The 22,864-nt window shown below is 68.3% G+C and carries 5 protein-coding genes; 1 reads left to right on the forward strand and 4 read right to left on the reverse strand.

Features of this window, described 5'->3' with window-relative positions:
• Positions 1-171: 171 nt before the first annotated feature.
• Positions 172-483, reverse strand: coding sequence for a hypothetical protein (locus BLV15_RS22200; protein ID WP_175534414.1), 312 nt, complete (start codon positions 481-483; stop codon positions 172-174).
• Here BLV15_RS22200 and BLV15_RS21240 point away from each other — a divergent pair.
• Positions 470-18,001 carry an autotransporter-associated beta strand repeat-containing protein gene (locus tag BLV15_RS21240; protein ID WP_175534415.1) on the forward strand — a complete coding sequence of 5,844 codons (17,532 nt, stop codon included), beginning with the start codon at positions 470-472 and terminating at the stop codon, positions 17,999-18,001. The two genes, BLV15_RS22200 and BLV15_RS21240, sit on opposite strands and share 14 nt — an antisense overlap.
• Positions 18,002-18,088: 87 nt before the next feature.
• On the opposite strand, the gene rpsA is transcribed toward BLV15_RS21240, so the two are convergent.
• From rpsA to BLV15_RS21255, 3 genes are all read right to left on the reverse strand, one after another.
• Positions 18,089-19,771 carry a 30S ribosomal protein S1 gene (gene rpsA, locus BLV15_RS21245; RefSeq protein WP_090231726.1) on the reverse strand — a complete coding sequence of 561 codons (1,683 nt, stop codon included), beginning with the start codon at positions 19,769-19,771 and terminating at the stop codon, positions 18,089-18,091.
• A gap of 169 nt (positions 19,772-19,940) precedes the next feature.
• Positions 19,941-20,630, reverse strand: a complete 690-nt coding sequence (gene cmk / locus BLV15_RS21250; protein WP_090231727.1) for a (d)CMP kinase — start codon at positions 20,628-20,630, stop codon at positions 19,941-19,943.
• Complete coding sequence (locus BLV15_RS21255; protein ID WP_090231728.1) at positions 20,627-22,864, reverse strand: bifunctional prephenate dehydrogenase/3-phosphoshikimate 1-carboxyvinyltransferase; 2,238 nt, start codon at positions 22,862-22,864, stop codon at positions 20,627-20,629. Before BLV15_RS21255 ends, cmk begins: the two co-directional genes overlap by 4 nt.

Below are 22,864 nucleotides of genomic sequence, written 5' to 3' on the forward strand. Positions count from 1 at the left end.
CCGGCGGCCTTTCATGCCGATCGCGGGCACCAAGCCGCTCGCATTCGCGGCCGGAATCAGGCCCGCGTTGAACTCCATCCACCCCTTCCCCTGTAAGCATTTCGCTCGTCGATGATGCGGCGCTGCTCGCCCTCCCTTGAAGGTCATTGATTTGACGGGCTTTTTCGCGACCTAAAGACATGCACCCGCAGCGACGGGCTGAAAGAAGTGGCGACTTGCCAGTTCGTCGAGGGCATCTATGTTCGAAAAAGGAGCAGCAGAAGCTAAATCGATAAGAATTCCTGCTCTGGGGTTTGAGGCAACGCCTTCCAGAGAATAATTAATGACAATACCCTCCTCGAGGTTGAAACCTCTTTCGGCGGCTGTTCGACTGTCCGTACTCGGGATGATGACGGGGCTGGTTGCGCAATCCGCGATGGCAGGCTGCACCGCCAGCGGCGCGGTGGTGAACTGCACCACGCCCGCATCCGTGTTCACCGGCATCAGCTACTCCAGCGCCCAGAACGACCTCAAGCTCAACGTGACACCCACCGCCAGCATCGGCGCCACGCTGGGGCTGGGCGCGGCCCTCAGCCTCACGGGCACCGGGGTGACGGTGAACAACGCAGGAACCATCGACCCGTCGGTACTCGGCCTGTTGAGCCTGGCCTCGAGCGGCGTGGTGCTGTCCAACGCGGCGGGCAGCAACGTCACGCTGAACAACCAGGCAGGCGGCACCCTCAAGGGCATGAGTGGCGCGCTGGGGCTCGGCGTCACGTCGATCAGCAACCTCAACGGCATGGCCGTCAGCATCGCCAACGGCAGCGGCGGCGTCACCACGCTCACCAACGCCGGAACCATCAGTTCGACGCCCCTCCTCGGCGTATCCCTGCTGCCGGGCAACACACCGTTGATGGCGCTGTACGGCGGTGCCCAGGCGCGTGTGACCAACGAAGCGAGTGGCGTGATCAACGGGCGCGTCGCCCTGCAGAGCGCCAGCGGAGGCAACACCTTCCTGAACGCGGGAACCATCACCGGCAGCGTGTCGATGGGCACCAACAGCACCAACACCTTCACCGCGGTGACCGGCTCCACGGTGAATGGCAGCGGCGGCCTGGCGCTGGATGTGCTCAACGTGGTGGGGCTGAACCTCGCGTTCGCCACCGCCGGGGTGATCGATGGCGGGGCCGGGGGCAACAACACGCTGGTCCTGCAGAACTCCGCGAGCGGCAGCGGCAGTGGCATCACGGGCAACGGCAGCGCTTCCGCCGGCACCTACATCAACTTCAACAACCTGACCGTGAACAGCGGCACCTGGGATCTCGGCGGCGCGCTGGTCAGCGGACAGACCACACTGAACGGCGGCCTGGCGCGCTTCGACAACAGTGCGAGCTTCGGCAGCGGCACGATGACGGTGAACGGCGGCGCCCTGCAGGCCAGCGCAACCGGGCTTTCGCTGAACAACAACGTCACCCTCAACGGCACACTGGGCATCCAGGGGGCGAACAACTTCACCCTTGGTGGCGTGCTTTCCGGCAACGGCGGCCTGACGAAAAGCGACGCCGGCGTGCTGACCCTCGCCGGCAGCAACAGCTACAGCGGTTCCACCTCGATCAGCGCTGGCGGCCTGCTGCTGACCAACGCCCAGGCGCTCGGCAACAGCACCCTGCGCGTGGACGGCGCGGCGACCCTGGAAAGCACCGCGAGCCACGCCAACAACGTCGTGCTGAATGACGTACTCACCCTGCCCGGCAGCGGCTCGCTCGGGCTGACGGGCGTGGTCTCCGGCAGCGGCGCACTGGTCAAGTCCGGCAACGGCGGCCTGCTGCTCAGCGGCACCAACAGCTACAGCGGCGGCACCCGTCTGAATGCGGGCAGCCTGGTCGTCGGCAGCGACCGTGCGCTGGGCAGCGGCGTCCTGACGGTCAACGGCGCCGGCACGTTGTCCAGCAACACGGCGGCGACGCTCGCCAATAGCGTACAGTTGAACGCGGCGCTGAACCTGGACGGCGGCCAGGCGCTCGGGCTTGCCGGCATCGTCAGCGGCACCGGCCGGCTGATCAAGAACGGCACCGGACAACTTTCGCTGTCCGGCAACAACGCCTTCGGCGGCGGCGTGACGCTCAACGCCGGCACCCTCAGCCTCGGCAACGCGAACGCGCTGGGCAGCGGAACGCTCACCGTCGGCGGCGCATCCACGCTCGCCAGCAGCGCTGCGATGGCGGTGGGCAATGCCGTGCAGTTGAACAACCTGCTGACGCTCGCCGGAAACAGCGACCTGATCCTGAATGGCGCCGTGAGCGGCGCCTTCGGCGGTCTGGTGAAGAACGGCGCCGCGACGCTGACGCTGAACGGAAACAACAGCTATGGCGGCGGCACCCAGCTGAATGCGGGCAGCCTGGTGCTGGGCAACGCCAATGCGCTGGGCACCGGCGCGCTCAGCGTCACCGGCGCCGCCGCGCTGTCCTCCAGCAGCGATCTGAGCCTGGCCAATGCCGTGCAACTGGGCGCCACCCTGAGCCTGCCGGGGAGCCAGGCGCTGATCCTCAACGGCGCCCTGACCGGCAGTGGCAGCCTGAACAAGAACGGCAGCGGCACGCTGACCCTCGACGGCGCCAACAGCTACAGCGGCGGCAGCACCCTGACGGCCGGAACGCTGCGCGTGGGCAATGCGTCCGCGCTGGGTAGCGGCGCACTGACCGTCAACGGAGCGGCCAGTCTGGAATCGACCCAGGCCCTGAGCCTGGCGAACGACCTGGCGCTTTCAGGCGCACTCAACCTCGGTGGCAGCCAAAGCCTGACCCTGGCGGGCGTCATCGGCGGAACCGGCTCGTTGCGCCAGAGCGACAGCGCCACCCTCACCCTCGGCGGCGCGAATACCTACAGCGGCGGGACCCGACTGGAGGCCGGCACCCTGCTGCTGGGCAACGACCAGGCGCTGGGTACAGGCGCCCTGCTGGTCGCCAACCCCGGCGCCGTCCTCGGCACCAGCGGCGTTCGCACCCTGCAGAATGCCGTTCAGCTGAATGCCAGTCTCGACGTCGAGACGGCATACCGAATGGCGCTCGGTGGCGTCATCAGCGGCAACGGCGGCCTGGTCAAGGGCGGCAGCGGCGTGCTCGTGCTGAACGCGGCGAACAGCTACGGTGGCGGCACCACGTTGAACGCGGGCGGACTGCTGCTGGGCAATGGCGCGGCACTCGGCAGCGGCACGCTGAACGTGAACGGCGCCTCCAGCCTGGAGGCCAGCCAGAGCCTGGCGCTGAACAACCAGATAAACCTGGGCGCGGACCTCAGCCTGCTTGGTGCGCAGAATCTCGCCCTTGGCGGCGACATCAGCGGCAGCGGCCGGCTGATCAAGACCGGCAACGCCACCCTCAGCCTGTCCGGCAGCAACGCCCTCGCCGGCGGCATCGATCTGGAGGCCGGCACCCTGCGCGGCACGGCGACGAGCCTGAATGGCGACATCCGCAACGGCGCCGCGCTGGTCTTCGATCAGGCGCTCACCGGCACTTACAGCGGCAGCATCAGCGGCACCGGCAGCGTGCAGAAGACCGGCAGCGGCAGCCTCCTGCTCGACGGCAGCAACAGCTTCAGCGGCGGGCTGGGCATCATCGACGGCGTGGTACAGGTGAGCGGCGGCAGCGCCCTCGCCGACACGCTCGCCGTCAACCTGGCCAATACGGCGGGCGCCGGCCTCCGCCTGCTGTCGAGCGAAACCCTCGGGTCGCTCAGCGGCGGCGGCGCACTGGGCGGCTCCGTGACCGTCGATGGCGGCGCCACGCTCGGCCTTGGCGGCGACAACCGCAGCAGCGTCTTCGCTGGCGCCCTGCTCGGTTCCGGCAACATCAGCAAGACCGGCAGCGGCAACCTGCTGCTCAGCGGCACCAGCAGCAACACGGGAACTGTCTCGCTCGATGGCGGCAGCCTCACCGTGGACGGCACCCTGGCGAGCAACGTGACGGTGAACAACGGCTCGCGCCTCGGCGGCGTGGGCAGCATCGGCGGCGCCGTCGACGTGGTGGACGGGCACCTCGCCGCGCGCAGCGGCCAGACCCTCAGCCTCGGCTCGCTGACCTTGGGTGCCAACGCCAATCTGGACGTCGCGCTGGGCAGCGTGCCCACCAGCGGCCTGGTCAGCGTGGCCTCGGACCTGACCCTCGGCGGAACCCTGAACGTCAGCGACGCCGGCGGCATGGGCCAGGGGCTGTACCGGCTGTTCGACTACGGCGGCCTGCTCTCCGGCAGCTTCGCGCTGGTCAACGGCCCGGGCGGCTATCAGCCCGGCGACCTCAGCGTGCTCACCAACCTGAACGGCCAGGTCAACCTGCTGGTGCAGGACAGCGGCAACACCCTGCAATTCTGGAACGGCAGCGTCACCTCGGCCGACGGCAGCCTCCACGGCGGCTCCGGCACCTGGGTCTCCGGCACCAGCAACTGGACCAATGCGGCGGGTGCGCTGAGCCAGACCTGGAACGAGGGTTTCGCCATCTTCGGCGGCGCGGCCGGCAACGTGACCGTGGTCGGCAACCAGCAAATCGATGGGCTGCAGTTCGCCGCCAATGGCTACCAGTTGATCGGCGGAGCCGGCGGCGCGCTGGAACTGACCAACGCCAGTGGCAGCGTGATCCGTGTCGACCCGAATGCGGTGGCGACCCTCGGCGTGGCCATCGGCGGCAGCGGCCTGCTGGAAAAGCGCGACCTCGGGACCCTGATCCTCACGGCGCCCGGCAACAGCTACAGCGGCGGCACGCGTCTGAGCGAAGGCGTGCTGCAGGTTTCCGCCGATGCACAACTGGGCAGCGGCGCACTGGCCTTCAATGGTGGCACCCTGCGCATCACCGGCGATGGCTTCACTTCGACCGCCCGCGGCATCACCCTGGGCGATAACGGCGGCGGCCTGGACATCGCCAGCGCCAGCAACACCTTCACCCTCGGGCAGACCCTCTCTGGCACTGGAACGCTGCGCAAGGACGGCCTTGGCAGCCTGCGACTCGACGCCAGCAACGGCTACAGCGGCGGAACCCTGCTGAATGCCGGGCGACTGATTACCGGCAACGCCAGTGCCCTGGGCAGCGGCGCGCTGACGGTATCGGGCAACGCGCGGCTGGCCAGCGCGCAGACGCTCGACCTGGCGAACGCGGTGGCGATCGGCGACGGCGTGGCGCTGACCGTCGACGGCAGCAGCGACCTTGGCCTCGGCGGTATCGTCAGCGGCCTGAGCGGCCGCCTGATCAAGGAAGGCAGCGGCACCCTCACCCTCTCCGGCGCCAACACCTATGCCGGCGGCACCACCCTGCGCGCCGGCAGCCTGCTGCTGGACAACGCCCAGGCGCTCGGCGGCGGCAGCCTGACGGTGGACGGAGCCGGCACCCTCGACACCACCGCGGCAGTGGCCCGCCTGACCAACGCCGTCACCCTCAACGACCGGCTCACCCTCGCCGGATCGAACGACCTGAGCCTGGCGGGACCTATCAGTGGCAGCGGCGGGCTGACCAAGAACGGCGCCGCGCTGCTGACCCTGGAGCGAAACAACGACTACAGCGGCGAAACCCGCCTCAACGCCGGCGCGATCCTGCTCGGTGCCGACGGCGCTCTGGGCAGCGGTCTGCTGCGTGTGAACGGCAGCGCCAGCCTGCTGGCCGACACGCAACGCAGCATCGCCAACCGCATCGAGCTTTCCAGCACAGGCGTGCTGCAGTTCGACAACGCCCAGCAACTCAACCTCGACGGAGTCGTCGCCGGCAGCGGCGCGCTGGACAAGAACGGCAGCGGCACGCTTTTGCTCGGCCAGGCGAATGCCTTCAGCGGCGGCACCACGCTGCGCGCCGGCACCCTCCGTCTGGGCAACGGCCAGGCGCTCGGCACGGGAGCGCTGCATGTCGCCGGCGCGGCGGCGCTGGACAGCACCCGTGCATTGAGCGTTGGCAACGACGTCCAGCTGGATGCCCGGCTCAGCGTGGCCGGCACCCAGGACCTGACCCTCAGCGGCGTGCTCAGCGGCAACGGTGGCCTGCTCAAGCAAGGCATCGGCAGCCTGACCCTGGCGGGCAGCAACAGCCACGCGGGCGACACCACCCTCGCCGCCGGCCGCCTGGTCCTGGCGAACGCCGCAGCACTGGGCAACAGCCGCCTGAACGTGACCGGCGCCTCGACCCTCGACAGCGACCGCGCCCTGAACGTCGGCAACGCCATCGACCTTGCCGGGGCCGACCTGACCGTCGCCGGCCAACATGACCTGATCCTCGCCGGCGCCCTCGGCGGCAGCGGAACGCTGATCAAGGCCGGAACCTCGGCCCTGACCCTCACCGGCAGCAACGGCCACGCCGCTACGCGCCTGCAGGCCGGCAGCCTGATCCTCGGCAACGCCCAGGCGCTCGGAAACGCCCTGACCGTCAGCGGCGCCGGAAGCCTCGACACCCTGCAGGACATGACCCTCGCCCAGGGTCTCCAGCTGGACCAGACGCTGACCCTGACCGGGAGCCACGCGCTGGAGCTGGCCGGCGCGATCGCCGGCAGCGGCGACCTGATCAAGCTGGGCAGCGCCGAGCTGACCCTGGGCGCCGCCAACGCCTGGACTGGGAATCTCGTGCTGGTTGGCGGCGGCCTGAGCCTCGGCGACGACCAGGCCCTGGGCAGCGGCGAGCTGTTCATCGAGGGCAGCGGAACCCGAGTCACCTCGCTCGGCGACCGTACCCTGGGCAATCGGGTGCGCCTGGACCAGTTGCCGGAAATCCTCGTCGGCGGGAGCGACAGCCTGACCCTGAACGGCGAAATCGAAGGCGCCGCCGGCTTCACCAAGACCGGCAGCGGCACCCTCGCCCTCGGCAGCGCCAACCTCTACGGCGGCACCACGACCCTGACCGCCGGGACGCTCGTCCTGGGCAACGCCCAGGCGCTCGGAACGAGCAACCTGGCGGTGACCGCCAACGCCAACCTGAGCACCACCGGCGCCATGGCGCTGGGCAACGCGATCAGCCTCGCCAACGGCAGTCGTCTGACCCTGCCAGGCAGCCAGGACCTGACGCTGGACGGCGTCATCAGCGGTAACGGCGGGCTGGACAAGAGCCCCGGCGGCCAACTGGCGCTGAACGCGGCGAACAGCTACAGCGGCGGCACCCGCCTCGCCGGCGCACGCCTGCTGCTGGGCGACGACGCCGCGCTCGGTGCCGGCGCGCTCACGGTCCAAGGCGACAGCGAACTGCTCGGCAGCAAGGCGCTCAACCTCGGCAACGGGCTGATCCTCAACGCCGACCTGACGCTACCGGGCGCCTTCGACCTCGCGCTTGGCGGCAACGTCTCCGGCAGCGGTGCCCTGATCAAGACCGGCAGCGGCGCACTGCTGCTCGGCGGCAGCAACAGCTACAGCGGCGGCACCCAAGTGCAAAGCGGCAGCCTGACCGGCACCAGCAGCAGCCTGCAGGGCAGCATCGACAGCGCGGCCGGAACCTCGCTGACCTTCGCCCAGAACAGCGACGGCACCTTCGCCGGCAGCTACAGCGGCGCCGGCAGCCTGACCAAGACGGGCAATGGCGTGTTGACCCTCAACAGCGCGCAGGGCTTCAGCGGCGACCTCAACGTGCTGGGCGGAACCCTGCGCACCCAGGGCGACAACCGCATCGGCAGCGTCGGCACGGTGAACCTGAATGCCGGCACGCTGCAGCTGGGCGGCAGCGAGAGCTTCTCCACCCTCAACGGCTTCGGCCGTCTTTTGCTCGAACAGAACGCCAACCTGAGTCTGGGCGGCAACCTCGACAACCTGTTCGCCGGGGTCATCGATGGCAACGGCAGCCTGCACAAGGTCGGCGCCAGCACCCTGACCCTCACCGGCAGCAACACCCACAGCGGCGCGTTCAGCCTCGACGGCGGCACCTTGCGGGTGGATGGCACCCTGGCCAGCAGCCAGGTCACCGTGAGCAGCGGCACCACCCTGACGGGCAACGGCACCCTGACCGGAAACGTCGATGTCTTCGGCACCCTGCAAACCTCGCCCGGCAACGCCCTGCTGGCCCTGGGCTCGCTGAGCCTGGAAAGCGGCTCGAACTTCAACGTCGGGCTCGGCGCCCCGAATGGCGGCGCCAACCTGGTCAGCGTGAACGGCGACCTGCACCTGGGTGGTAGCCTGAACATCACCGACATCGGCGGTTACGGCTATGGCGTCTATCGCCTGTTCGGCTACGGCGGCACTCTCAGCGGCCACTTCGACCAGTTGAACTCCACGGGCGGCATTCCCGACAGCGCGCTCGGCCTGCAGACCCTGGCCGGCGAGGTCAACCTGCTGGTCGGCGGTGACAACCTGCGCTACTGGAACGGCACCGGCGGCACCACCAGCATCCTCGGCGGCAACGGCACCTGGGCCGACGGCTCGCTCAACTGGCTCGGCGCGACCAACCTCGGCATCACCTCGTGGAACGACAACTACGCGCTGTTCGCCGGCGCCGCCGGCACGGTGAGCGTCGAAGGCGCGCAGCACTTCAGCGGCCTGCAGTTCATCACCGACGGCTACAACCTGGTCGCCAGCAACAACGGCCAACTGATCGCCGACGCCAGCAGCGGCGCCACGCCGATCCGTGTCGACGGCGGCGTGCTCGCCACGATCGGCGTCTCGATAAGCGGCAGCACCGGCATCGACAAACACGACGGCGGCACGCTGGTGCTGGCCGGCAACAACACCTACACCGGCGGCACCACCTTTACCGGCGGCATCGTCCGGGTGACCGACGACAACAACCTGGGCGATGCCAGCGGCGCGCTGACCTTCAACGGCGGGCGCCTGGAAATCCTCGGCAACGGCTACCAGAGCAGCGCGCGCAGCATCGTCCTGCAAGCCGGCGGCGGCGGACTGGACATCGCGGCGGCGAACAACAGCTTCAGTGTCGCCCAGCCGATCAGCGGCAGCGGCGCGCTGGGCAAATACGGCGACGGCACGCTGCTGCTCGCCAACGCCAACGGCTACAGCGGCGGCACCCAGCTCTTCGACGGCACCCTGGTGGTTGGCAACGACGCCGCGCTAGGCAGCGGCACCCTGGCGGTTCGCGGCGACGCCACGCTCGACAGCAGCACGGCGGTGACCCTGAGCAACCGCGTGCAACTGGACGAGGACCTCACCGTCGCCGGCAGCTCAGCGTTGACCTTCGACGGCGTGTTCGAGGGTAACGGCCGCCTGATCAAGCGCGGCGCCTCGGCCCTGGCCCTGAACGGCAACAACGCCCACGGCGGCGGCACCTGGCTGGAACAGGGCACGCTGGTACTGGGCAACGCCAACGCGCTGGGCAGGGGCGACCTGATCGCCGGGAACGGCACGGCCATCGACACCAGCATCGCGATGGCCCTCGGCAACGGCATCGAGCTGCTCGGCGACGTCACCTTCCTCGGCAGCAACGACCTGACCCTGGGCGGCGCCGTGGCCGAAGGCGATGGTGCGCTGGTCGGCACCGGGCGGCTGATCAAGACCGGCAACGCGCAACTAACCCTCAACGGCGACAACCGCTTCAGCGGCGGCACCGAACTGAACGGCGGGACGCTGATCCTCGGCAGCGACACCGCCCTGGGCAGCGGCACGCTGAGCACGGCCGCCGGCACCGCGCTGCAAAGCGACAAGCGGGTGCGCCTGGTCAACCAGGTGAACCTGGGTGGCCTGCTGACGATCGCCGGCAACAACGAGCTGATCCTCGCCGGGGCGCTCGACGGCCCCGGCGGCCTGCTGAAAACCGGCAACGGCAGCCTGACCCTGGAACGCGCCAACACCTACCAGGGCGGCACCGAACTCAACGCCGGCACCCTGATCCTCGGCAGCGACAGCGCGCTGGGCAGCGCCGCCAGCGTGCTCGGCGTCACCGGCGCGGGCACCCTGCAGAGCACCCGCGATGTGAGCGTGGCGAATGCCATCGAGCTGAGCGCGCTGCTCAGCCTCTCTGGCGACCACGCCCTCACCCTCAATGGCGTGATCAGCGGCAGCGGCGGCCTGCGCTCCACTGGTAACGGCAGCCTGATCCTCAATGCGGCGAACACCTACAGCGGCGGCACCGAACTCAACGACGGCGCGCTGATCCTCGGCAACGCACAGGCCCTGGGCGCGGCCGGCTCCACCCTGACCGTCAGCGGCGCGGCCAGCCTGGACAACAGCCAGGCGCTGAACCTCGCACAGAACATCCAGCTCGATGCCCCGCTGACCGTCTCCGGCAGCAACCCGCTGGCGCTCAGCGGAAACATCGACGGCGCCGGCAGCCTGATCAAGGACGGCCTCGCCGCGCTGATCCTGACCGGCAGCAACGGCCACGCGGACACCCGTCTGCAGGCCGGCAGCCTGGTGCTCGGCAGCGCGCAGTCGCTCGGCGACCATCTGACCGTGACCGGCAGCGCCACGCTGGATACGTTGCAGGCGATGACCCTGGCGCAGGACATCGAACTGGATCAGTCGCTCACCCTCACCGGCAGCCAGAACCTGGTGCTCGCCGGGGTGATCTCCGACTCCGGCGACCTGATCAAGCTCGGCAGCAGCGACCTCCTCCTCGGCGGCGCCAACAGCCTCAGCGGCACCACGCGCCTGCGCGCCGGCAGCCTGAGCATCGACAACGACCTCGCGCTCGGCAGCGGCGCGCTGGCGGTGGAAGGCAGCGGCACCCGGCTGACCACCCTCGGCGATCACCTGCTCGGCAATCAGGTTCACCTGGGCGACGCGCTGGAGGTGCGCGTGAGTGGCAGCGACACCCTCACCCTCGCCGGCGTGATCGACGGCGCCGGCGCGATCGACAAGACCGGCAGCGGCACCCTGCTGCTCGGCGGCAGCAACCTGTACAGCGGCGGCACCACCCTCGCGGCCGGCACGCTAGGCCTGGGCAACGCTTTGGCACTGGGCGCGGGCGCACTGTCGGTGACCGGCGATGCCCGTCTGGACAACGACACGGCGATGGCCCTGGGCAACGCGATCACCCTCGGCAACGGTGCCCGGCTGAGCCTGCCCAGTGACGAAAACCTGACCCTGTACGGCGTCATCGGCGGCAGTGGCGGGCTGGACAAGCAGAACGCCGGCGTACTCACCCTGAACGGCGCCAACGGCTACGGCGGCGGCACCACGCTGAACGGTGGCACCCTGCAACTGGGCGACGATGCCGCCCTCGGCACCGGCCTGCTCACCGTGGCCGGCGCCAGCCAGTTGACCGGCAACCGCGCGCTGGGCCTCGGCAACGGTCTGGCGCTCGATGCCGACCTGACGCTGCCGGGCGCATTCGACCTGACCCTCGCCGGCGACATCGGCGGCGGCGGCGGCCTGATCAAAAGCGGCAGCGGCGCGCTTCTGCTCGGCGGAAACAACAGCTACAGCGGCGGCACCGGCGTGCAAAACGGCAGCCTGATCGGCGACAGCGACAGCCTGCAAGGCGCCATAAGCGGGGCCGCCGGCACGCTGCTGCGCTTCGATCAGGCCAGCGACGGGCTCTTCTCCGGCACCTACAGCGGTGCCGGCGATCTGAGCAAGACCGGCAGCGGCACCTTGACCCTGAACACCCCGCAGACCTTCAGCGGGCTGCTCAGCGTGCTCGGCGGCCGCCTCGCCACCAGCGGCTCGGCGATTCTCGCCAACGCCGGCGGCGTCACCCTGGGCAGCGCAGGCACCCTGGCCCTCGGCGGTGTGGAGAGCATCACGTCCCTCATCGGCAGCGGTCGCCTGCTGCTCGATACCGGCTCCAGCCTGGCGTTGGGCGGCAACCAGAACGGCCTGTTCGCCGGCAACATCGACGGCGGCGGCAGCCTGCAGAAAGTCGGCAGCGGCACCCTCACCCTCAGCGGAACGAGCACGCACAGCGGCACGCTCGCCGTGCAGAGCGGCACGCTGCGCGTCGACGGCAGCCTGGCGAGCGGCGCGGTGAACGTCGCCAGCGGCGCGACGCTCAGCGGCAATGGCGTCCTCGGCGGCGCCGTCAGCGTCGACGGCACCCTGCTCGCCACGCCAGGCAGCACGGCGCTGAGCGTGGGTAGCCTGACCCTCGGCAGCGGCGCCACCTTCAACGCCAACCTGGGCCTGCCGGGCAGCGCCAACAGCCTGGTCGACGTACAGGGCGCGCTGCAGCTCGGCGGCGCGCTGAGCGTCACCGACGCCGGCGGCTTCGGCTATGGCGTCTACCGGCTGTTCAACTACGCGGGCACGACGCCGACCGGAAGCTTCGCCAGCATCAGCTCGGCGGCGGGGATACCGGTCAGTGAACTGAGCGTGCAGAACTTCATCGCCGGCCAGGTCAACCTGCTGGTCGGCAGCAGCAACCTGCTCTACTGGAATGGCACGCCCGGCCCGATCGGCAGCGTCGGGGGTGGCAATGGCAGCTGGGGCGGCGGCGCGACGAACTGGCTGACCGCGACCACCGGCGCGGACCTCGCCTGGAACAGCGGTTACGCACTGTTCGGCGGCACCCCCGGGAGCGTCAGTGTGCTGGGTCAGCAGTCCTTCACCGGCATGCAGTTCCTCACCGACGGTTACCAGCTGAACGGCGGCACACTGCTCGCCACCGCGGGCAGCAACGGCAGCGCCACGCCGATCCGTGTCGATGCCGGCGTCACCGCGACCATCGCCTCGACCCTCGCCGGCAACGCGGGGATCGACAAGCGCGACGGCGGTACCCTGATACTCAGCGGCACCAATACCTACAGCGGCGGCACCACCTTCTCCGGCGGCGTCACCCAGGTCAGCAGCGACGCCAACCTCGGCGCCGCAGCCGGCGCGCTGACCTTCAACGGCGGCACCCTGCAGATCCTCGGCGACAGCTACCAGAGCACCACCCGCAACATCCTCCTGCTGGCCAGCGGCGGCACCCTGGACATCGCCAGTGCCGGCAATACCCTGACGCTCGGGCAGGACCTCGGCGGCCCCGGCTCGCTGAGCAAACAGGGCGCGGGCACCCTGGTGCTCAACGGCAGCAATGGCTACAACGGCGGAACCCGGCTGTATGCCGGCGCCCTGGTGGTGGGCGCCAACGACGCCCTCGGCAGCGGAGCCCTCGACGTGCTGGGCGACGCCACCCTCGACAGCAACACCGACGTGCGTCTGGCCAACCTGATCCAGCTGAACGACATCCTGACCGTCGGCGGCACCTCCAACCTGAACCTGGCCGGCGTGATCCAGGGCAGCGGCGAGTTGATCAAGCAAGGCCCGGGCAGCCTCATCCTCGGCGGCAACAACACCTTCAGCGGCGGCATGGCGCTCGAGGCCGGCACGCTGATCCTCGGCAGCTCCGGCGCCCTGGGCAGCGGCGCGCTGTCCGCCGCCGCGGGCACCTCGATCGGCAACGACGCCGCGCTGGTCGTCGCCAATGCCCTCGACCTGAGCGGCGCGGTGACCTTCCTCGGCAGCGACGACCTGACCCTGAACGGCGTCATCGGCGACGGTCCCGGCACCGGCACCCTGGTCAAGGAAGGCCCCGCCGTGCTGGTCCTGAACGGCGCCAACACCTACTCCGGCGGCACGCTGCTCAACGGCGGCACGCTGATCGTCGGCAACGCCGCCGCCCTCGGCAGCGGCGCGCTGACCACCGCCGCCGGCACCACGCTGGACAGCAATACCTCGGTCAACCTGCTCAACGACATCAACCTGGGCGGCCTGCTGACCCTCGCCGGCAACGCCGGGCTGATGCTCTCCGGCGACATCGCCGGCACCGGCCCGCTGGTGAAGAACGGCAACGCCAGCCTCACCCTCGCCGGAAACAACAGCTTCAGCGGCGACACCATGCTCAACGCCGGCACCCTGGTGGTCGGTAGCGACAGCGCCCTCGGCCTCGCCGGCAACGTCCTGCACGTCGCCGGCAACGCCAGCCTGCAGAGCGACCCGAGCGTCACCCTGGCCAATGCCATCGACCTCGGCGCGCTGCTGAGCCTGGCCGGCAACCCGTCGCTGACTCTCGACGGCACCATCACCGGCGGCGGCGGCCTGCTTCTCGGCGGGCCGGGCAGCGTGACGCTCAACGGCGCGAACACCTACACCGGCGGCACGCAACTCGACGGCGGCACCCTGGTCGTCGGCAACGATGCCGCGCTGGGTGCGCCCGGCGGCACGCTCAGCGTCGGCGGCGCGGCGACGCTGGACAGCAACCTGGCCGGCATCGACCTGGCCCAGAACATCCTGCTCGGCGCCGCATTGAGCATCGGCGGCAGCCATGACCTGAGCCTTTCCGGCGACCTCGGCGGCACCGGCAGCCTGATCAAGAACGGCCTCGGCGATCTCCTCCTCGCCGGCAGCAACAGCTACAGCGGCGGCACCCAGGTGAATGGCGGCGGGCTGATCGGCAACAGCGGCAGCCTGCAAGGCAACATCGGCGGCGCGGCCGGCACGCGGGTCGAGTTCCAGCAGGGCAGCGGCGTCAACGGCACCTACGCCGGCGTGCTGAGCGGCGGCGCCGAACTGATCAAGACGGGCGCCGGCACGCTGATCCTCAGCGGTGCGAACACCTACAGCGGCGGCACCGACCTCCAGGCCGGAACGCTGGTGGGCGACAGCAGCAGCCTGCAGGGCGACATCGCCAACAGCGGCACCCTGGTCTTCCAGCAACTCATGGAAGGTGCCTACGCCGGCCAGCTCAGCGGAAACGGCACCTTGGTCAAGGACGGCGCCGGCACGCTCATCCTCAGCGGCAACAGCAGCGGCTTCGGCGGCATCACCCAGGTCGATGCGGGCCAGTTGCAGGTCGACGGCTCACTGGGCAACGCCAGCAGCCAGATCAACGTCGGCGCCAACGGCAGCCTCGGCGGCGGCGGGAAGATCGGCGGTAACGTCACCCTGGCCGACAACGCCCACCTCATCGCCGGCACCAACATGACCCCGCTGCGGCTCAACGCGCTGCAACTGTCCGGCGGCAGCATCCTCGACTTCCAGTTCGGCCTGCCGAATGCGGCGACGACCATGGTCGAGGTCGCGGGCGACCTGACCCTCGACGGCACCCTGAACATCAACGACGCCGGTGGCATGGGCACCGGCATCTACCAGATGTTCAGCTACGGCGGCACCCTGACCGACAACGGGCTGGTCTACGGCAATCTCCCCAGCGCCTACAGCGCCGCCCAACTGCGCCTGCAGAAAAACCTCGCGCAACACCGGATCAACCTGGTGGTGCAAAGCGTTCCCGGCGAAATCCAGTACTGGAACGGCGACAACAGCACCGCGCTGGGCAGCGTGGGCGGCGGCGACGGAACCTGGACCGCGGCGACGGACAACTGGACCGACGTTGAATTCAGCCAGCGCGAAACCTGGGCCAGCCACTTCGCGGTGTTCGATACCCGCGGCGGCAACGTCACCCTCGACGGCGTGCAGAACGTCACCGGTCTGCAGTTCCTGGTGGACGGCTATCGCCTGGTCGGCGACGACAGCGCGGCGCTCAACACGACCGTGCCGGCCGCGGGCGGCCACACGCTGTTCCGCGTGGAAAGCGGCGCCACAGCGCAGATCGATGTGGCCATCACCGGCAACGGCGGCCTGGACAAGCGGGACGGCGGCACCCTGATCCTCACCGCCAGCAACAGCTACGGCGGTGGCACCCACGTCGTCGGCGGCGTGCTGCAGGTCCGCGCCGACGAGCAGCTCGGCCAGGCCGGCGGTGCTCTGAGCCTCAACGGCGGGACCCTGCGCATCGCCGGCGATGGCTACTCCAGTACCCAGCGCGACCTCACCCTGGGAAGCCTGGGCGGCGGCATCGACATCCAGTCCGCCAGCAACGTCTTCAGCCTGGATCAGGGCATCGACGGCAGCGGCGCGCTGGTCAAGTACGGCAACGGCGTGCTGGAGCTGACCGGCGACAACAGCTACAGCGGCGGGACGCTGATAGCGGCCGGAACCCTGCGCGGCGACAGCGGCAGCCTGCAGGGGCTGATCGACAGCGAAGCCGGAACCCGCCTGGAGTTCCGGCAGAGCGGCGACGGCCAGTTCACCGGTTCGTTCGGCGGCGCAGGCACGCTGGTGAAGAACGGCAGCGGCTCGCTGACGCTTTCGAGCGCCAACAGCCACAGCGGCGGTACCGAACTCAACGGCGGAACGCTGATCGGCGACAGCAGCAACCTGCAGGGCGCGATCAGCAGCGCCGCCAGCACCCGCCTGCAATTCAACCAGACCCAGGACGGCACCTTCGGCGGCCTCTACAGCGGCGCCGGGCAACTGGTCAAGAATGGCAACGGGACACTGACCCTGAGCGCGGGCAGCAGCTACAGCGGCGGAACCCAAGTCAACGGTGGCCGTCTCGTCGGCGACAGCGCCAGCCTGCAGGGCGCCATCCAGAACAATGCGACCCTGGTGTTCGACCAGTCCTTCGACGGTCTCTTCGCCGGCGCACTGACCGGCAGCGGAACGCTGATCAAGCAAGGCGATGGCGACCTGCTGATGACCCAGGAAAGCGACTTCAGCGGCAACGTCATCGTCGCCGACGGCGGGCTGTTCGTCGGCGCCGGCCCGAACTCGCGTTCGACCCTGGCCAACGCCAGCCTGCTCGTCCAGTCAGGCGGCCAACTGATGGGCGCCGGAACCGTCGGCTCGGTGACCAACGCCGGGATGATCGCCACCAACCGTGCGAATCGCCTGCGCATCGCCGGCAACCTGATTCAGCAGTCCAGCGGCTGGACCAGCATCGAGCTGCATCCCGAAGGCAATAGCGCGCTGCAGGTCGACGGTAGCGCGACCCTCGCGGGCACTCTCCAGGTGCTGGGCGTCTCCGGTTACAGCGGAGCGAGCACCTTCACGCTGCTGAACGCCGACCAGGGCATCATCGACCGTTACCAGGAGGAGATTCTTCCCGACACGCCGCTGCTCGACCTCGCCCTCGTCTACACCGCCACGCAGGTCAACCTCAGCGTCAGCCGCAGCGCCGTGTCCTTCGCCTCCCAGGCCGTCACGCCGAACCAGCGGGCAGTCGCCGGCGCGCTAGACAGTCTGCCGAGCAGCAGCGTCGCCGGCGCCGTGGCCGGCCTTGGCGCCAGCGAAATCCCCGCCGCCTATGACGCGCTGAGCGGGGAAATCCATGCCAGCACGGCATCCGCGCTGATCGAAGAGTCGCGGATGATCGCCTCGGCGGTCACCGATCGCCTGCGTCAATCCTGCTCCAGCGGCGGCCGGATGGACGCCCGCGCCCTGCTCTCGCCCTCCGGCCTGGATCGCAACCTGAACGAACCGTGCGGCGGGCAGGTGTCCGGCTGGAGCATGGCCATTGGTGACGAGCCTGCCGGAAGGGGCGATGAAAGCCTGTGGGGCCAGACGCTGGCGAGCCGCGGCAAGCTCAAGGGCGACGGCAACACCGCCGAGCTCGAACGGCGCAGCTCCGGCATCCTGTTCGGCTTCGATCAGAAGCTCGACGAACAGTGGCGCGTCGGCGTCGCCGCCGGCTATGCCGAGACCACGCTGGACGCCAGCGCCCGCGGCTCGAAGAGCGATGTCGACACCTATCACCTGGCGGCCTACTCGTCCTACCGCGAAGGCAACTTCAACGCGCGCTTCGGTGCCTCCTATGCGATGCACGAGATCGACAGCCGCCGCGATGTCGCCTTCAGTGGCTTCTCGGAGCGCGCCAAGGCCGGTTACGACGCCCACACAGCACAGGTGTTCGGTGAACTGAGCTACGTGATCGATACCCAAATGGTCGCGCTGGAGCCCTTCGTCGGCCTCAGCCACAGCCGCTACAGGAGCGACACGATCAGGGAGAAAGGCGGCGACGCGAGCCTGCGTTCGGATGGCGACCAGACCATCACCCAATCCACCGTTGGCCTGCGCGCGGCGAAGCACATCGACCTGGGCCAGGAGGCGGATCTGATCGTTCGCGGCTCCGTCGGCTGGCAGCATGCCTTCGGCAGCACCCAGGCCGATGCCAGCATGCGCTTCGCCCAGGGCGGCGACAGTTTCAAGGTGGAAGGCGCACCGATGGCAAGGGACGCGGCGCTGGTCGGGGCCGGCGTGGAAATGGCGATCTCGGAGCGCAGCCGTCTTTCAGCCAACTACGCCGGCCAGTTCTCCGACAAGAGCCGCGACCATACCGTCAGCCTGACCTACTCCTACCGCTTCTGAATCGCCGTCCGCCGGATTTCGCAGAGGTTTATCGCGGGCATGAAAAAGGGCGACCGAAGTCGCCCTTTTTCTCTGGATCGCTAGAACTTAGTTCTGGCTTTCCATCTGAGCGCGGATCAGATCACCAATGGTGGTCGGACCGGTGCTCTCGGTTTCCTGCTTGGTACGCAGCTCTTTCATCGCGTCTTTTTCGTCTTCGACGTCTTTGGACTTGATGGAGAGGCTGATTACGCGGCTCTTGCGGTCGATGCTGATGATCTTGGCTTCGACTTCGTCGCCTTCTTTCAGCACGTTGCGCGCATCTTCGATGCGGTCGCGGCTGATTTCGGACGCTTTCAGGGTCGCTTCGATATCGTTGCCCAGATCGATGATGGCGCCTTTGGCGTCAACTTCTTTCACGGTGCCGCGAACGATGGTGCCTTTCTCATTGAGCGACGCGTAGTTGGAGAACGGATCGTCTTCCAGCTGCTTGATACCCAGGGAGATGCGCTCGCGCTCCGGATCGACCGAGAGGATGACGGTGTCGAGCTCGTCGCCCTTCTTGAAGCGGCGAACGGCTTCTTCACCGACTTCGTTCCAGGAGATGTCGGACAGGTGAACCAGACCGTCGATGCCGCCTTCCAGGCCGATGAAGATACCGAAATCGGTGATCGACTTGATGGTGCCGGAGATCTTGTCACCCTTGTTGAAGCGGCTCGAGAAATCTTCCCACGGGTTGGATTTGCACTGCTTGATGCCCAGGGAGATACGACGACGCTCTTCGTCGATGTCGAGAACCTGAACTTCCACTTCGTCGCCAACCTGAACGACTTTGGACGGGTGGATGTTCTTGTTGGTCCAATCCATCTCGGAGACGTGCACCAGGCCTTCCACGCCCTCTTCCAGCTCGGCGAAGCAGCCGTAGTCGGTGAGGTTAGTGACCTTGGCGGTGACACGGGTGCCTTCCGGGTAACGGGCTTTGATGGCAACCCATGGGTCTTCGCCCAGTTGCTTCAGGCCCAGCGATACGCGGTTGCGCTCGCGGTCGAACTTGAGAACCTTGACGTCGATCTCGTCGCCAACGTTGACGATCTCCGACGGATGCTTGATGCGTTTCCAGGCCATGTCGGTGATGTGCAGCAGGCCGTCCACGCCACCGAGGTCGACGAATGCGCCGTAGTCGGTGAGGTTCTTGACGATACCCTTGACTTGCTGACCTTCCTGCAGGGATTCCAGCAGAGCTTCACGCTCGGCGCTGTTCTCGGCTTCCAGGACGCTGCGACGGGAAACGACAACGTTGTTGCGCTTCTGGTCGAGCTTGATGACCTTGAACTCGAGTTCCTTGCCTTCGAGGTGAGTGGTGTCGCGCACAGGGCGGACATCCACCAGGGAGCCTGGCAGGAACGCACGGATACCGTTGACGTCGACGGTGAAACCGCCTTTGACCTTGCCGTTGATGACGCCCTTGACAACTTCTTCCGCTGCGAAAGCCGCTTCCAGAACGATCCAGCACTCTGCACGCTTGGCTTTTTCGCGGGACAGCTTGGTTTCACCGAAGCCGTCTTCAACCGCGTCCAGCGCAACGTGAACTTCGTCACCCACGCTGATGGTCAGCTCGCCCTGTTCGTTGTAGAACTGCTCGACCGGGATGACGCCCTCGGATTTCAGACCGGCATGGACAGTGACCCAGTCACCATCGATGTCGACCACGATGCCGGTGATGATGGCGCCCGGCTGCATGTCGAGGGACTTCAGGCTTTCTTCAAAAAGTTCTGCAAAGCTTTCGCTCATGTTGATTCCTGTTGGTTCAAGGGCGGAGAAAACGCCCATCTGCCACATTCCAGACAATGTGGGATACGTTCATGTAAAAAGAGGCCTGCGGGACTAGGACTGGTCTCCCGCACGCCTCCTTGTCGGGCCTACAGTTCCGGCGCTTTCGCGGACGGCTGCTGCGGCCTGGTTACTCGGCGAGATCGCGCCTGGCGACTTCGCTGAGAATCTTTTCAAGCACCTGCTCGATGGAAAGCACCGTGGAATCCAGCATGATCGCATCATGCGCCGGCTTCAAAGGCGCTACCGCTCGTTGGGTATCGCGTTCGTCGCGCTCACGGATCTCATCAAGAAGACTCGCAAGACTAACATCATCACCCTTGGCCTTCAACTGCATGTACCGGCGGCGGGCACGCTCCTCGACGCTGGCGGTGAGGAATATCTTCAGCGGCGCGTCCGGAAACACCACTGTTCCCATGTCCCGGCCGTCCGCCACCAGCCCCGGATTTTCCTGGAACGCACGCTGGCGCTGCAGCAGCGCATCGCGCACCGCCGGCAGCGCGGCGACCTGCGATGCGGCGGCGCCGATCTGCTCGTTGCGGATCGCCTGGGTGACTTCCTCGCCCTCGAGAATGATGTGCTGCTCCTGCCCCGGCGCGGCGACGGCGAACTGCACGTCGAGGTGTGCGGCCAGCACCTTGAGCGCTTCCTCGTTGGTCAGATCGACGCCGTGGTTGCGCGCGGCGAATGCCAGCAGGCGGTAGAGCGCGCCGGAATCCAGCAGATTCCAGCCGAGTTGCCGGGCCAGCAGGCCGGCGATGGTGCCCTTGCCCGAACCGCCCGGTCCGTCGATGGCTATGACTGGTGCCTGGGTGTTCATGATGCGCCCTCTTCGCTTACTCGGATGCCGACTTCCGCCGCCAGGGCGAGGAAGTTGGGGAAAGATGTCGCCACATTGGCGCAGTCGTGGATGCGGATCGGCGCGCTGGCGCGCAATGCGGCCACGCTGAAGGCCATGGCGATGCGGTGATCGCCATGGCTGTAGACCTCGCCGCCGCCCAGGTTGCCGCCCTCGATGACGATGCCATCGGCCGTCGCTTCGGACTTCACGCCGAGGGCGAGCAAGCCATCGGCCATGACCTGGATGCGATCGGACTCCTTGACTCGCAGCTCTTCGGCGCCACGCAGCACGGTGCGCCCGGACGCCACCGCGGCGGCGATGAACAGCACCGGGAATTCGTCGATGGCCAGCGGCACCAGGTGCCGGGGAATCTCGATGCCCTGCAGGCGCGCAGCGCGCACGCGGATGTCCGCCACCGGCTCGCCGCCGACGTCACGCGGATTCTCCAGAGTGATATCCGCGCCCATCAGGCGAAGGATGTCGATCACGCCGGTGCGGGTCGGATTGACACCGACGTGCCGCAGCAGCAATTCCGAGCCTTCGGCGATGCTGGCGGCGACCAGGAAGAACGCCGCCGAGGAAATGTCCGCCGGCACTTCGATGGCGCAGGCCCGCAGCCTGTGGCCGGGCTCGACCGTCACCGTGGCGCCGTCCACCGCCAGCGGATAGCCGAAACCGCGCAACATGCGCTCGGTGTGGTCGCGGGTCGGCGCCGGCTCGGTCACCGAGGTGTTTCCCGCGGCGTACAGACCGGCGAGCAGCAGGCAGGATTTGACCTGGGCGCTGGCCATCGGCATCGCATAATTCAGCCCTTGCAGGCGTTGGCCGCCGCGAATGCTCAGCGGCGGACGACCGTCGGCGGCGGTCTCGATCTGCGCGCCCATCTGGCGCAACGGTTCGGCGATGCGCCCCATCGGACGCTTCGACAGCGACTCGTCGCCGGTCAGCACGCTGTCGAACGGCTGCGCCGCCAGCAGCCCGCTGAGCAGGCGCATCGACGTGCCGGAATTGCCCAGATACAGCGGCCCCGGCGGCGCCTTCAAGCCGTGCAGCCCGACGCCATGGATGATCACGCGACCGTGGTGCGGCCCCTCGATCACCACGCCCATGTCGCGGAACGCCTGCAGCGTCGCCAGGGCGTCCTCTCCTTCGAGGAAACCGTCGATCTCGGTGGTGCCTTCGGCCAGCGAGCCGAGCACGATCGAACGGTGGGAAATCGACTTGTCGCCCGGTACCCGGATGCTGCCGCTGACGCGCCCGCCGGGCTGGGCGAGGAACACGAGGTCGCCGTTGGCCTGCACCGAATCGACGTAGGCGCGCCGGGCGAGAATCTTGCCGAAATGCTCGCGGGCGACGCGTGCGCGGGTGAACACGCCGAGCAACTGATGGCCGTCGCCACTGTCGATAGCCTCGCGCAAGGCGTCGAGATCACCACGGAAGGCGTCGAGCGTGCGCAGCACGGCATCGCGGTTGGCGAGGAAGATGTCGTGCCACATCACCGGATCGCTGCCGGCAATGCGGGTGAAATCGCGAAAACCGCCGGCGGCGTAACGGAAGATCTCCAGGTTCTCGCTGCGCTTGGCCAGTGAGTCCACCAGGCCGAATGCCAGCAGATGCGGCAGGTGGCTGGTGGCGGCGAGCACTTGATCGTGGTGTTCGACCTCCATGTGTTCGACGTCCGCGCCCAGTTCGCGCCAGAGCCGGTCGACCAGCGCCAGCGCTTCGCCGTCGGTCGACGCCAGCGGCGTAAGGATCACCTTATGGCGACGGAACAGCCCGCCGTCGGCCGCCTCGACGCCGCTGCGCTCGGAGCCGGCGATGGGATGGCCGGGGACGAAGCGCGCCGGCATTTCGCCGAAGGCCTCGCCGGCGGCACGCACCACGTTGCCCTTGGCGCTGCCGACATCGGTGAGCACGGCATTGCCGAGGTCGAGCCGGGCCAGTTCGGCGAGGAGCTTTTCCATCGCCAGGATCGGCACGGCCAGCTGGATCACATCGGCGGCGCGGCAGGCGGCGGCGAGGTCGGTCTCGCAACGATCGACCACCCCCTGTTCCACCGCCAGGCGGCGCGATTGCGGATCGAGGTCGAAGCCCACCACTTCGCCGAACAGGCCTTTCTCGCGCAGGCCTTTGGCGAACGAGCCGCCGATCAGGCCGAGACCGACCACCACCAGGCGGCCGAGCGCGCGCCCGGCCTGTGGCAGCGGCGTCAT

Source organism: Pseudomonas kuykendallii, assembly GCF_900106975.1.
Lineage (GTDB): Bacteria > Pseudomonadota > Gammaproteobacteria > Pseudomonadales > Pseudomonadaceae > Pseudomonas_O > Pseudomonas_O kuykendallii.